Source organism: Pseudomonas putida (genome assembly GCF_004357765.1).
GTDB classification, from domain to species: Bacteria; Pseudomonadota; Gammaproteobacteria; order Pseudomonadales; family Pseudomonadaceae; genus Aquipseudomonas; species Aquipseudomonas putida_U.
This window is the reverse complement of sequence record NZ_SMTE01000001.1, coordinates 205,483-219,780: the sequence shown is the minus strand read 5'-3', so window position 1 is coordinate 219,780 and position 14,298 is coordinate 205,483. Positions and strand designations below refer to the sequence as shown.

Here is a 14,298-nt window from a genome sequence, read left to right as displayed (position 1 = left end):
CTCTCCTGACAGCCAGCCTTCCCTGCCCCGCGTTAGGGTGATGAGGACTCATGAATACCCTAGCAAAAGCCGCAGACGCACTGCGGGATGCGCAACAGATCATGGTGTTAACCGGTGCTGGCGTTTCTGCCGGCAGCGGCATTCCGACTTTCCGCGACCGACTGACCGGGTTGTGGGAGCGCCAAGACCCTGAGCGTTTAGAAACCGCGAAGGCATTTCGCGAAAATCCGGCGCTGGTTTGGGGCTGGTACCTATGGCGGCGCCAGCAGGTCATGCAAGCTCAGCCCAATGCTGGGCATCAGGCGATCCAACGGTTATCTGGCAGCGGCCGGAGTGTCACTGTGATCACTCAGAATATTGATAATTTGCACGAGCGGGCGGGCAATCAGGACGTGCTTCATCTCCATGGCAGCCTGATGCACCCCAAGTGTTTCGCCTGTCATCGATTCCTTGTGGAACCGCTGGTGTTTCCGATCATTCCATCGGAAGGCGCATTGATCGAACCGCCCCGCTGCCGTCGATGCAACGGCCGCTTGCGTCCAGCTGTGGTGTGGTTTGGTGAGGACCTTCCGCCAGGCGTATGGAAAACCGCCAGCCGAGCAGCGCGAGAGTGTGACGTCCTGCTTTCTATCGGGACTTCTGGTGTGGTCAGGCCTGCTGCTGACTTACCAGATATCGCGTTAGCGTCTGGTGCAATGGTCGTACACGTCAATAACGTAGATGTATCCATGAATGGGCCGAACGAGATCATGCTGATAGGCCCTGCTGAGAAATTACTGCCACAGCTGATTGCTCTGGCGTTGACATGACCATCCACTAGCCGGCAAGGAGAAGCGTTTGAAACGCTCTAAGCCTTTATAACTAGCTGTACAAAGGACTAGGTGGCAATGACATTCACCCCATACATCACCCAAGATAAGGCCACGGAGGAGCTGCTGGAACAAACCATCCAGATCATGAGGCTCGACGAGACCCTTCACACCGGGATTCCAGCCTCATTACGCGCGCCGCTGATGAATCTGGTACAGCTTGTAAATTCGTACTACAGCAACAAGATCGAGGGGAATTCAAGCGCACCGATCGACATTCTGATGGCCGAGGAGAGTCCTCATATGATCGAGGGTGACCAAAGCCTGCAAGAGGTCAACCGCCACATTGAAGCCCAGCGCCGGCTCGTCAATGAGCCATTCAACAAGGTCACCGTGTGTGCGAAGGTCACAATCGCACGCCTACATCGCAAACTCTATGTCGGCGTGCCTGAACGGATGCTGGAAATGCAATCATTCGAGCCAGCGATTTTCCGCGCACATGGTCCCTGGTGAATTTCGCAAATGTGAGGTCCGCGTTGGCCAACACATCCCCCCTACTTCGCAACAGATGCAGTTGCACCTCAACGACTTTGAGCGCGTGTACCGTCTAGACTGGATCCACGGGCAATCGCGGCTCTTAGCCGCTGCTGCCTCGCACCACCGCCTGATGTGGATACACCCATTCATGGACGGCAATGGTCGTACGGGCTGCCTATTCACAGATCAGTACCTCAAGGCTGCTGGCTTGAGTGGGTCTGGCTTGTGGTCCATGAGCCGTGGGTTCGCTCGCAATATCGCCGCCTATTACGAGATGCTGCGCGCTGCGGATGCTCCGCGCCAAGGCGGATTAGACGGCCGTGGCGAATTGTCGGATAGCGGTTTGTGGCGCTGGACTAGGTTTTTCACAGAGACAGCATTGGATCAGTTGCAGTATTTCAGTATGCAGCTGGAACCGGTAAGGCTCGATCAACGGATCGACGCATATTTTGAAGTGCGGAGCCGCCGCTTACTGCCAGACAGTAAAGGTGGATACCTGCCCGCACTGCAGATTGAGTGCCGTGATATCTACAAAACGCTCCTCTACCTGGGTGACCAGCAACGCAACGATATCCGAGCGCGCCTGGGTCTCGATGTGACTACCACGCACGACCTGCTGAGCCAGATGTCTAGAGAGGGGCTGATCACTCTGGAGCACCGCCAGCCGGTATCCCTCAAGCTTTCGCGGCACTCTATAGACTTTCTATTTCCCTCTCTCTGGTAGCTCAGACCCACCGCAAGCATTGTTGGTTAACGAGTAGCGAATTCAAAGCCAAGCCTTTGAAGGGTGACGCGCTCCGAGGCTTTCAATTTCTTGACTGCCCAGACCAATAAATTTCTGGGGAGCGCCACGGATACCGAGTCGGTGTACGCCGCGTGGGTATTGTTCTGCGCCTCAGCCGACCGACGAGCTGGGACGATGAAAATGCGTATGGGTCAATTCACTGGCTAGGGCGCTGAAGGCCAGGCGGAGTAAGCTGGTGACGAAAAAACGGGCCAAGGCTGCCAAACTCAGCAACGACGATGCCATGCACTCACAAACGGGATGACAACGGCAGAAGCCGTTGAGTAGCATTTCAATCCTCTCCTGGAGGAAAAAGCATGACAGTGCAACAGTCGCCCTTGGAACTGGAGTCCAGCACCCTCGAAGAGATTATTGAGGCACTATCTTGGGGGCGACCGATTACGCTTCCAGAGAATGGTGATAGCTTCCTGTTAGCTAGTGAGGACGCCCGAATTGCGTTTCGCCACTACGCTTCGAAACGCGAACTCTGGGCCGCGCAGAAGCAAACCTCCGGCACTGAGGTGGATCAGTTGCTGCAAGCACTGGAAACACCTAAAGCAGGTGCGCCAAAGGAACACGGCCCTACCTCGACGCTACACCGTCCTCGGTGGCGGATTGTCCAGGTAAGAGCCCATAGATTCGCGGGCTTACACCGTCATTGCGATGCGAACGGCCAGGCGCCGGAGCTTGTTTCACTGGATCTCGATCGTGATGTCACCTGTGTCTGGGGGTTTAATGGCGCCGGTAAAACAGCCTTTCAAAGTGCGATCATGTGGTGTCTGACGGGCCAGGCACACCGCTCTCAGCACAAACCAGCGTTTGTCCATCAGCCCATATCCGTAGACATCCTGCAGACGATGGACGAGGACTATAGCGCGGCCAGCAACTCCATCTCCTTGCCACCTATCGTCCCCCTTCCTTCTGCCGAAGATTTGCAGGTGCTGCAAGATAAGCCAGCGATGGACACCTGGGTTGAGCTGACGCTAAGGGAGCATTCCGGACACGAAGTAGTCGTCCGCCGAGAGCTCAAACTCGGTCCGAGAGGCGCAGTGACCACGCCAGTAAGCGGATTGGAGCAGCTTGGTCTGCCCCAGCTGGCGATTGAAGCGGGTACCCTGATGCCCGCAATCGCGACCACCATGCGCTTCGACGAGAAAACCACATTTGCTGATGTGATATCCCAGTTGACAGGTCTCAGGCCTTTGCAAGAGCTCGGCAAGCGCTCCGAGCGCTTGGTCAAGCGCTTGGCAGGCGAAGAATGTGACAAGGCTACCGAGACAGTAAGCGCAGCGCAGTTGCGATTTTTGGCCTGCAAACGCACCCTCGGTGAAGCTTGGACTGTACACACCGAAGCACTTGGAGATTTGCCTGACTTCCTCTCCCCCGATCAGGAAAGCGAAGGGAAAAGTTGTACAGCGACTATCGCGGGATCGATAAGTCACCTAGAGGAGTTACGTCAGCAGGGCCAGCATGACATTGATGAGATTCTTGCTGGTTCCGTCAGGCTGGAAACGAAGGAGCAGGTAGATGCCTTCATCTCCACCCTCACTGTCGCCAGGGAGCGTCTTGGAGCTTTGGCAATCGCGGCACTGCCCTCCGTCGAGACGCTCAAGCGGCTGGGAGAAATCACTGAAGACGACCGAACTGCTGTCATTGCGAAGCTCGAGGAGCTCAAGGAGAGAGCGAGTGAGCAGGTTGCACGGCAACGAAAGAAAGAGGAAACCGCACGATGGCAACTGTATGCGATAGTCTCTCAATGGTACCGCCGCAATCATCCCGAAAAGCCGCTCAGCGATTGCCCAGTCTGTGGTTCCGACCTTAACGCAGTGCCTCCGGACGCGCTGTTAGATAAGGAGGTGCTTGATGCACTCAAGGCGAGTGAGCTTGCGCATACCGATGCTACGAAGACGCTGCAGGATTGGCAGCGTGATGCAGCCAGCGAACTGTTGGAATCGCTTCCTACCACGCTTCGTCCATTCGTCGACACCCGATCTCGTGCGTCGCTGATCGATCTTTATCGTGAGGCGTACGTAACCGAGCTGTTAAGAGATCAAGCTTTTACTACTCAGCTACGTCAGCTGAAGCAGAATGCCGAAAAGGTTTGGGAACAAGCGGTGCAGGCCTATCCGCTACCCGATTTGGATGAACCCGAGGCGGTCGAGTTACCGCAAGAACTTCGCTCAACCTCCTTGGCCAACAGGTTTACTAACCTGCAGACGGCCCTATCGCTCGCACGCCATCGACATGTGAGTGAGTCTCAGATTAGGCAGATCACACAGCGCTATTTCGGTAACGGTCAACTCAGTCGAGAGCACAATTCCAACGACCGGCCTGTCATGTCTCTGTGTCCGTTGCGACAACAGATTATTGCCCTGCAGCAAGCGGTCACGTCCGCCGACCCCATAATTGCGCTGCTGCGTCAGCTCAATGAAATCGAGCTGGTTCGGCAAAGCTGGCAGGGTGCACGAAAGCGGCACCGCCTGCTACGTCGAGCAACGGAAGCAATCAAGGAATTCCTCCGACTACCCGGACTGGTCCATCACCAGGTAGAAGGCTTAATAACTGTGCTTGATGAAACGACGACTGCTTGGCTAAAAGTCATCTACAGGCCGCACTACGTAGGAGGGCCTGCCTACATCGGCTTGGATCCGGTGCGGACTCAAGGTGTGGGACTGTATGCTGGCCTAGGCTCCGTTCGAGTGCACGCGCACGAGGTGATGAACTCTTCACATCTTCGCGCTTGCGTCTGGGCGTTTGTGTTCAGTTTGTGGGAGCGCATTCGTGATCGTGCCGGAGCACTTGATGTGCTGCAGCTAGACGATCCCCAGACCTACTTCGATCCCATTAACACGGAAAATCTTGCAGCCGCCATACCAAAGCTTGTCGACGCAGGTATGGCGCCTGTCATCACCTCGAATGACAACCGTTTTATTGCGGCCGTGAAGAGCCGGTTGCCAAAAACGTCATTGGGTTCCCCGTCGTGGACGATGCTGCAGATCAGCCCTATCTCCGCCTCGCGGCAGACTGCGGCCTTCACCCCTGCCGTCGAGGAGGTGTTGGAGAGGCGCGCTGCATGGCAGCTTGACGAATCGGATGTTGCAAAAGCGCAGGAGTTTGTTGAGCGAGTACGCCTGCATATCGAGAACCGGCTTTGGGACTTGCTGGCGTCAGATCCCATGCTTATGTACAAACCCACCCTCGCCGATCTCGTCGGCCATATCAGCAGTGCCCGCAACGGCGGTGAGCAGCCATTTAATGAGGTGCCGTTCGAGCGTCTGCTGAATTGCAAATCACTGCGGCCGGGTTCACCGTTCTACTCAGTCATCAATCACGCACACCACAACCTGCGTGACGTTACACCTTTCGACGCCAGTGAAGTAAGCGATGCTTTTGATGAAGTGGACCGACTGCTGCGCAGCTGCAGTGCATCATATGCCAGGTTCATGGGGCGGCTTACCCGTGAGGATGAAGACTTCTTTTTTGCGGCGTCGCCCGCAGCTCCTGCGGCCATCGCTCTTAACAAAAAAACCATTCGAGTCCTTGGCGATTTTAGCGCGCGCACGCATACAGACGCCGTTGCCGTGGAGGGTGAGTTCACCACAATCTCGTTAGCCGATTTAGGTGAGGTGGCACTGTATGTTATCCGAGGTTCCAGCCTCGGAGCACTGGCGTTGCCAGGGCAAACGGTGGCCGTTTCGCTGAGCGAAGAAGCAAGAAATGGTGATCCGGTGATTGCTCTGTACGGGGATACCGTTCTAGCTCGTCGCTACCACCCCGACCAGAGAGATCCGTCCAAACTGACATTGGCATGCGACCAGTCCGGTACCGAGCGTGTGGCGCCGGCTCTGACCCTGTCAAAGAACAAGGTCCGGATTCTTCCCATCGTTGCCGTTTTCTATGGCAATGAAAGTCGAGATGGCGTTCAAGAGGCTCGATGCGTCACTGCTTGCTCAATATTGGACAAGCCGCTACTTGGCGCCCGTATCATTGAGGACAGCGGCTACCCAGTGGTCAGAAACGGTGATCTCGTGTTGCTGGAGTCGCTTCAACTATCGACCGCATCACCTATCGAACCCATGAAGGGCGATGTCGTAGCGCTTGTGGCCGCACGGCAGGGTGAGCACTTTGCCTATCTGAAACGTGTAGGGGCCTCTATACCTGGGACCGGTCTGCGGATCTTCGAGAACGTCGGTACCTACGGCGACTCGTTGGCCGTGTCCTGTGCGGAAGGTGGCCACAGCCTCTTCGACTGCCTCCAGCTCCAAAGTATGTGGCGCGTTCACGGAGTAATCAGAAGTAAACTGATTCGGCGTCCCTGAGACGCCGTCCGTGAAGGAAAATGCTAGCCAATAATAAGTTCGACATCATAGTCCCAAGACCCCAAAAGGCGTCGAACAAGTACAAACGGAGTTGCTCGCTATCGAGCAGCTCCGTTTAATCCAAGCGGCTCAAGCCTGAGGTTATTGGGCAGTGAAACAAATTTTCAAAAATGCAGCCCCAACCCTAAACGACAAGGAGAGCATCATGCCGAAATCTCTATCGGTACTAGATCAACACTTTCCAACGCAAAACGCTGCCGAAAAGTTCTTTTATGCAATTCGTGACAGCAGTATCGCCAGTGGCGGTGAAATTATGGATTCCCGGGAATTTGACCTGCTGCGCGAGCTTTACATTAAATACTGCAAGTATACCAATTGGCCAATTCTGTCTGACCCGGCAGCGTTTTACGCTCGAAACATCGGACGAGGAGTTGGAGCGAATGGGGGCACTACTCAAGGTTTCGTCGTGAAATTCACTGATGGGAAGGAGCAGGAGTTCTCTGCGAGAAAAGCCATACAAGCCATTGCCAGCCATCAGGTAGAGTAGCGTGGATCTCCCCCGGCGCTCCCTTTCAGTTCGCTAACTATACGAGGTACGGCATGGCGATCATAGACCATGAGCCACAACCCGCAACCCAAGCCTCTGACGCCCTTAAGCTGGCTATTGAGGACTATCGGGAATTCATCTCGAACATTCTTGAGCCGGCTAAGGAAGATCTCGAAGCGAAGATCCGCGTGAATGCGGTAGCGCTTCACCAGGCATTCGGTGTGAACCTGCTTTTGGCACACAGCGTTGACTACTTACAGGCGGTGAGGCGTGCTGATGGCATCAAAGAAACACGAAAGGACTTGGTAAGCACATTTGATGAGCGATTCTCTGTGAGGGGGGCATACCTCAGAAATCGCAAGATGGAACTGATTGACGCGATTAATAATGCTTTGAAGCATATTCGACTGGATAGGCAGCGATATGCGAGCATCGAGCAGCGCTATGGTGAAATATCATATAAATGCCTCATGGAAGATAAGGGTCGCATTATGTGCAATATGGAAAACTATCGATTCGACTACTGCAGGGTTGTGCTGTTGCCAGCACTAAAAGCATTGTCAATCCAGCGGCATGACGGCGCCGAGGATGTATTGCGCTTTGCGAGGGGTGATTACGTAGTTGTGGAGACGCCCTGCTACCCTGACTGTTACGATCCCGATGACCCTTCCACAGCCATTGATCAGATGATTGAGCTGTGCAACCCGCTGTGCAGAAATTGCGAGCAGTCTGCTGATCAATGCTTGTGCGAAGAGTATGTATTTTCCGGTGCTAGTGGACACTTTGAATCCGCATACAGTCCCACGTCGGCTGAACTCGACGAGCTGTTTAGTTACATATCTCCTTCCAACCGAAGGTCCTAGAGAGAGTTTCCACCGCCGTTGTTGGCAGGGGGCAAAGTGGCCGGCGTTAGCTCCCGGCTGATTATCGCTTCCCTGAAAATTCAACCGTTCTAGGTCTTCTGAGTAAATACCGGCCCCCATCACGCTGTCACACCACCTGTAGCGGAAAAGGCTGTCATGGGGTCATTGGGTGTGCCAGTGGAGAAGTATGTTCTGTACCTGACCCCAACGGCCTCGACATTAGCTCTTTCGATAGGTGACGGTCAGGCGCGCGACCGCCGTTTCTGCTTCAGGGTATCGTGTAACTGCACTAACTGCACTAACTGCATGTCTAGTGTCTGTGCCCGTGCTCTTGGGCTGCCGCAATACGCTGCGCCGCCATCAGCTCCGCCTCCATGCGCTCCAGACGGTCCTGTAAGGTCTGGCATTGCTCGCTTGATTGCTGCGCAGTGAGGCGCGCCTGATCCCGCAGCTCGGACAACGCCACGCTATGCGCCTGGGCAGCGCTGCGCTGTTCACAGGCTGCGGCCAATTCCTTGCGAACGGCCGCCAGCGTGTGTTGCATGGTCTGCACCTGGCCATCGGCGTCCTTGAGTTGAGCGATTAGCCGATGGGAATCATTTTAGAGCGTGATGCGCCGCCTGAGGTAATCGCAACTGAGCCCCCCAGGTGACAGTGTAGAAAAGCGCGTATGCCTGAAATACGGCTGGAGTACATTTGTACTCCAGCCTTATACGTCTCGGCTCAAGGCTTACTGACTTTCTGACTGTTCTTTGGTTTCAATCGCAGCGCGAAGTGCTTCTAGCTCGTTTTCAGACTGCTCGAGCAGTGCCTTCAACTCTTCCGCCCTTTGCTGCGCTGCTGTTCCAGCCAGATGGGCATCGGTAGCCTCTTTACTCTTGGTTTCGAGCTGGTGAGCCAGCAGCTCTTTGGCCCCTTCCGCGCGAGCAGTTGCAGCATTGGCGATGCCCAGGTCACCTCTCAGATGCTCGATAGCGTCACGATGCTGGCTGGCCTCCTTGGCGTGCTGACGGTTTTCGGCTATCAATCGCTCGTTATCGCGAATCAGTCGAGTGGCTTCCTCCTGCTTAACCATGAGCGTCTGCTGGAGGACTGTCACCTCTTGCTGCATCTGGTAGATCTGATCTAGCGAGCCAGCCAGCTTTCCACTTCCTCGGATCCGTACTCGGCTTTCCATTCTTTAAGCAGCTTGTGATTGCCGCCCTTGGTTTCGATGATCTCGCCATTGTGCGGGTTCTTGTACTGCTTCACCTGACGGGCGCGGCGCGGGGACTTTTCTGCCGCTGAAAGAGCGACTAAACGACTGTTCGCCTGCGGATCCAGAATGTTGATAATGTCGCGAAGGCTGTAACCGTATTTGCTCAGCAAATCGCGCAGCTTGGTCTCAAATTCGATTTCTTTCTGCAGCTCAGAAGAGCTTTTCATTTCTTCCAGCTCGGCCAGCTGGGCGGCCAATTTTTGCTCAAGCTGACGGAATTCTGCCAGGCGGGACATATGAGATCCTCAAATTTAATTAAAACAGTCGGACATCCTAAAGCATTTCGTTAACGATGTCTTTTAGTTTGACGCTGATTCTAAATCATCGTTGACTTTAACTTACCATGGATTGTTTTCTCTAGAGTGCATAAATCTTGACACATTCATGATGTTGTACTGACCGCAGGCTACTCTGCTTGCAGAATTCACGTGCCTTTTCGACACGCTCAATCGTCCCGGGATGCACTGCCCTTCATGCTCGCCAAGTGCATGCCCTCGCCCCGACCGGGAGTGATGAATGAGTGACAATGCAGAATGAAGCCGCGACTCAGAAAAGGGGCCGATGTGAGACTTCAGAAGCTGCTCTCACTCCGACTGATGGAGCCGAAGCTAATGCGTTTGGATGACGTTCGCCCGCACCCGCTTCGCCTGCGAGCAATGCGCAATTGTAAGCCGCCATCACATTCAACCGACGGTTAACTTCCTATACCCAGACTGATAGGACGACAGCCCGGCCTAGCTTCGCACGCCCCTCAACCGCACGAGCAGGCGTAACAGGTTAGACTGGTCAGGTCACACTCCTCGAGTAAATAGCGTTGTGAGCTTGAATTTACAGCTGAATTGACTTTATTTGCACCCAGAAGTGAAATACAAATCGTTAAGCGCAGCGGTCTGACCAGTTCATAAAACGACCTTTCGATTGAAAATGGTCGATCCTGCGACGAGAGGTAGTGAGCTACTACCATTGCTGCCATTAATAGTAATGATTAATGAAGATAAGATTTTTATTAGTAAATACTATGAGCCTGCGCATCTATGATGTGCTTCGTTGTGCATATTTCTGGTCAGACCGGACAAAGGAAGCGGAAATTCTTCAACCACCCTAAACTGTTACTCATCAGATTCTGTCTGTCACAGATCTGCTGCGAATGGGGACGACCCAATCCGCTCAGCGAAGGCCGTCAGGCCGCACGGGTCAAAACTGGATGACGAAAATCATGTTGCTCCACGATCAAAACAATCGAGTCTGTATCGCATGTTTTTTCCACTTCTCGTGCACCTCATCCATCCGTTCAAACCTACATAGCACTCCGCCACCGCAGCGGGACCCTACTATCCAAACGCCGGAATTCACATTCACGTCCTCAGCGCATCAATAAACACCATAATCCATTCTCACAAGGCACTCGCAGACTTGGCGATACCCTTCGTTATCCATAAGAAGACTGCAGGGGGCGCCCCCCCCCCAAGCCAAGGGCCGGTTCGATGAGCCAGTTAGCCGCCAATTGATGGTTACCCAAAACGAATGCCGCTAGACCGCGAACCTGATCCATTCGCACAGAAATAACGGAACTGACTACTCCAGCAACTCGGACCTGCTGATGAGCAAGGGCCTAGTAAATCTATCGCTAGCATACGGGCCTCCAATTGTTTGTTTTAGCTGGCTTATGGATAGGGGCCCCTTACAATAGCTACAAGATCGCTCGTGCGTTCGAGGCCTATCTGATGCAACATCCAGAAATTATCGCGGAGCGGGCGCCAACAAACGACTCCGCTATAATCACCTCTACCAGACATCACCAACATGGACCGGATGAACGTACACTGGAACATGAAAACCAGCACTGCGCAATTTAAACTGGAAAGACAACTGAATAGAACAAGCGGTCCAGACTGCCAGCTCAATCCGACTCAAAAGCAACTTTGATTGGCAGCTCACCTGCCTCGAATAACTCAGCTGCAACTTTATGCCGGCGAGCTTGTTCCAGGTGCTTACGCATGTGATCAGCTGCTGCAAGCCGATCACCTTTTTCAAGACAAGCAAGGATAGCGAGATGCTCAACCGCCTGCTCTCGCCGAGGAGCGCGCTTGCTAGCCTGACGGTATTCCACAAGACGGCGAAGCTGGTCGAGACGACGAACCGTCTGGACGTGAAATCTGTTGCCGGAAAAGCTGGCAAGCGTCTCGTGAAACTGAGCATTTGATTCGAAAAGTTCCTGCGGAGTCATGGTCAGGTAGCCGCCATCTGCAATGAATTGCTGCTGCTTTTTACAGCGAGCCAAAGCTTCGGTATCGATCATAAACGTTGGGGCAAGCAGTCCCGCCGGCTCGATGATCGCTCGGAAGGAATAGCTTTCTTCGTAGGCTTCGACCGAGTCGATCATCGGCAGGAATTGCCAGCCTTGGCCGGCACGCTGCTCAATCCAGCCTTCTTGTTGAATGCGGCTCAAAACCCCTCGCAGCATATAGCGTGAAATGTTGAATAAACGCATCAGGTCCGTTTCAGCAAACTGCTCAGGAATCTGGCCGTTCAGTCGCATCACCGCGATCTGCTGATAGACCGGGTCGTCGATGGAGACCGACAAATCTTGGGCAATTTCAGCCAGATCATCATAGGGCTTGGCCAGGAAAAAACCGCGATTGCGGTCCTGACTCAGCAATCCTCGCTCGGCAAGGTAGTTGAGAGCAATCTTGATAGGAGTTCGTGACGTCTTCAAAGCCTTAGCCAGTCCTAGCTCCGAGACATGATGCCCCGCAGCCAGTTGCTCTTGGCGAACATAGGCAACGATATCGCGAGCCACGCGGGCTTGAAGAGGCGTCAAATTCATATCTTTTCCGAGTTGGGGCGTTGGATTGTGGGGCTCCTCCCATCAGACGAACCCCACAGCTCCCACATTATGCCTTTTGCGGGTTCATTTCCAAATGGAGTTCGGCGTTAATAGATGTCGAGACCATTGGCTTACGGGTCATAGCAGTGCAATAAACGCACCAGCCACCAGGAGGATGCCTGCGATCATGAGGACCAGTTGTACGACTCGTGGCTTGAACAACGTCCCAGTGGCGCTCGGAGCGGCCACACCGAAAAGGTTTCCGCCAACGACAATGAACGCAACTGCCCGACAACGTCACCGGTACTTGGCAGCAGGTCCTTGAGCAAAGAGAAGTTCAGCGAAGTAGTCGACGCGATCCCAGCCAAAGTGAGCGACGTAATCAAATCCAGCGATGCAGTAGATTCAGCAAACGGCACAAGAAAAAATGCAGTTATCAATCAGCATCGAGATCGCAATTACGTTACGGCGCTTGCCTGAGTTAAACCCGCCACCGCGAGTCATATACCAGCCGATGAGGTTGCCCAGCCCCATGTATAGCACGACTGCAGCAGCATACAGGATGGCAGTCACTAGACCGATTTCTCCAGCAATAGATGCCGCTCTTGCTGAAGGTAGCTCGGCAGCCAGGTCAGGAGGGGATACTGGGTGTAGACGTTGCAGCCTTGCGCAGAGGCTGCAGCACCCCCTTTTTGCCGCCACCGGAACGCGAATCCAAGATAGTTTTGCTCTCTTGGCTGCACAGCCACCGCATGTCTTCAGGCTTGCCGTAGAAAAGATACCCAGCCAACAGCCAACCGCCAGCAGAGCCGACGGCCAGCCATCAACTTACGAAGCTGAGTGATAGGCCGGGAATGCTCCGAACATCACGCCACCTACCAACATGGCCATGCTCACCAGGAGCGCCCATTTCAATGCAAAGCGCTGGTGGTCACCCAGATCGACTTTTGCCAACGCCACCAGCAGATATAGCGAAGGCACCAATGGGCTGAGCAAGTGAACAGGCTGACCAACCACCGATGCCCGGGCGATCTCCAGATGCGAGATTCCGTAGGTAGCGGCGGTCTGGGCGATCACTGGCAAGATGCCGAAGTAGAAGGCATCGTTCGACATGAAGAAGGTGAACGGAATGCTGACCAAGGCAGTGAACACCGCCAGGTATGGGCCAAACGCATCAGGAATGACTGCCAACAGCCCCTTCGCCATCGCATCGACCATGCCGGTACCCGAAAGGATGCCGGTGAAGATGCCTGCGGCGAAAATGACCGTAGTCACCGCGAGAACGTTGCCCGCGTGAGCGGAGATACGCTCTTTCTGCTGCTCCAGATGTGGGTAGTTGATCATCACCGCGATGGCGAAGCAGACCATGAACAGCACTTGAATCGGCACGATACCTGCCATCAACACGCCAATCATCGTTGCAGTGAGTAACAGGTTGGGCCAGAACATGTGCGGACGGCGATTGCGATCGCACTCCTCATGCGAACCATTACCCAACGCGATAGAGCCGTTGTGGAAATCATCCACGGCAATCACGCCCAGGCGAGCACGCTCACGTCGACCCAGCAGAATTGCGATGAAGAGCAAGCAAGCGCAGCCCAGCAGCATCGACGGCACCATAGGCAGGAAGATGTCCATAGCGTCGACATGCAGCGCAGCCGCAGCGCGGGCAGTAGGGCCGCCCCACGGGGAGATGTTCATGATGCCGTTGGCGATGTTGACCACGCAGGTCAGGCCCAGAACGCTCATTCCCAGGCGCTGATAAAGCGGCAGGAATGCGGCGACCACGATCATGTAAGTAGTGGAACTGTCGCCATCCAGGGATACAAGCATGGTCAAGATCGTGGTTCCGACCAAGACCTTCAGCGGGTCACCCTTCACGATCTTCAGGATGCAGCGCACCAATGAATCGAACAGTCCCGCGTCGATCATGATGCCGAAGTAAAGAATCGAGAAGGTCAGCATGACACCAGTCGGCGCCAACGTTTTGATGCCGTCGAGCATCATTCCGCCCAGGCCGGCGTAGAAGCCACCAATCAGGGCAAACACGATCGGTACCACGATCAAGGCAACCAGGGCGGTAAGCCGCTTGGTCATGATCAGGTACATGAAACAGGTGACCATCGAAAAACCGAGCACGGTCAGCAGCATGGCTCTCTCCTTATTGTTTTAGTGCCGCGAAGCCAAGCTTTAGCGGAACGAAAGGGACTGAGCGGACTGGTGCCGGACGGATTTACGGTAGGTCTGATTGCATTTCATCTTGAATTTCCTCGTTTTTGTCTTTGTGCGGGAAAGGTTGGCAGGCAGATAAATGGCCGGTCTTCAGGCTTCAAGGTGACCATTCGGCGCTCGAC

The 14,298-nt window shown here is 54.4% G+C and carries 12 protein-coding genes and 1 pseudogene; 8 read left to right on the top strand and 5 right to left on the bottom strand.

The window, feature by feature from the left end:
• Positions 1-50: 50 nt before the first annotated feature.
• The 7 genes and pseudogenes from E2H86_RS01040 to E2H86_RS01020 all read left to right on the top strand — a co-directional run bounded on the left by E2H86_RS01040 (position 51) and on the right by E2H86_RS01020 (position 7,859).
• Entirely contained in the window at positions 51-809 is a 759-nt protein-coding gene (locus E2H86_RS01040) for an SIR2 family NAD-dependent protein deacylase (protein WP_133324001.1), read from the top strand.
• Positions 810-887: 78 nt separating this feature from the next.
• On the top strand, positions 888-1,322 hold the full coding sequence (locus tag E2H86_RS26160) for a hypothetical protein (protein WP_243744017.1): 435 nt from the start codon (positions 888-890) through the stop codon (positions 1,320-1,322).
• Positions 1,246-1,482: pseudogene (locus tag E2H86_RS26155) on the top strand (hypothetical protein); the annotation flags it as partial. The gene E2H86_RS26160 and the pseudogene E2H86_RS26155, both read left to right, overlap by 77 nt.
• A 96-nt stretch (positions 1,483-1,578) precedes the next feature.
• A complete protein-coding gene (locus tag E2H86_RS26150) occupies positions 1,579-2,070 on the top strand; it encodes a hypothetical protein (RefSeq protein ID WP_243744023.1) in 492 nt (163 codons plus the stop codon).
• Positions 2,071-2,447: 377 nt separating this feature from the next.
• Positions 2,448-6,449 carry an ATP-binding protein gene (locus tag E2H86_RS01030; RefSeq protein WP_133324000.1) on the top strand — a complete coding sequence of 1,334 codons (4,002 nt, stop codon included), beginning with the start codon at positions 2,448-2,450 and terminating at the stop codon, positions 6,447-6,449.
• A gap of 205 nt (positions 6,450-6,654) precedes the next feature.
• A complete protein-coding gene (locus E2H86_RS01025; RefSeq protein WP_133323999.1) occupies positions 6,655-6,996 on the top strand; it encodes a hypothetical protein in 342 nt (113 codons plus the stop codon).
• Positions 6,997-7,049: 53 nt separating this feature from the next.
• Entirely contained in the window at positions 7,050-7,859 is an 810-nt protein-coding gene (locus tag E2H86_RS01020) for a hypothetical protein (protein WP_133323998.1), read from the top strand.
• Between the two features lie 310 nt (positions 7,860-8,169).
• Here E2H86_RS01020 and E2H86_RS01015 read toward each other — a convergent pair whose 3' ends face one another.
• The 4 genes from E2H86_RS01015 to E2H86_RS00995 all read right to left on the bottom strand — a co-directional run bounded on the left by E2H86_RS01015 (position 8,170) and on the right by E2H86_RS00995 (position 11,944).
• Positions 8,170-8,403 (bottom strand): hypothetical protein, encoded by a 234-nt coding sequence (locus tag E2H86_RS01015; protein WP_133323997.1) that lies wholly within the window; start codon positions 8,401-8,403, stop codon positions 8,170-8,172.
• Between the two features lie 186 nt (positions 8,404-8,589).
• Entirely contained in the window at positions 8,590-8,934 is a 345-nt protein-coding gene (locus E2H86_RS01010) for a hypothetical protein (protein WP_243744016.1), read from the bottom strand.
• Between the two features lie 50 nt (positions 8,935-8,984).
• Positions 8,985-9,353, bottom strand: a complete 369-nt coding sequence (locus tag E2H86_RS01005) for a histone-like nucleoid-structuring protein, MvaT/MvaU family (RefSeq protein ID WP_133323996.1) — start codon at positions 9,351-9,353, stop codon at positions 8,985-8,987.
• Positions 9,354-11,017: 1,664 nt separating this feature from the next.
• Positions 11,018-11,944: a GntR family transcriptional regulator gene (locus E2H86_RS00995; RefSeq protein ID WP_027915682.1), complete on the bottom strand. Its 927-nt coding sequence runs from the start codon at positions 11,942-11,944 to the stop codon at positions 11,018-11,020.
• Positions 11,945-12,142: 198 nt separating this feature from the next.
• Here E2H86_RS00995 and E2H86_RS00990 point away from each other — a divergent pair, with 198 nt between their 5' ends.
• Complete coding sequence (locus E2H86_RS00990; protein WP_133323995.1) at positions 12,143-12,424, top strand: hypothetical protein; 282 nt, start codon at positions 12,143-12,145, stop codon at positions 12,422-12,424.
• Between the two features lie 348 nt (positions 12,425-12,772).
• Here E2H86_RS00990 and E2H86_RS00985 read toward each other — a convergent pair whose 3' ends face one another.
• Entirely contained in the window at positions 12,773-14,092 is a 1,320-nt protein-coding gene (locus E2H86_RS00985; protein WP_133324396.1) for a CitMHS family transporter, read from the bottom strand.
• Between the last annotated feature and the right edge of the window lie 206 nt (positions 14,093-14,298).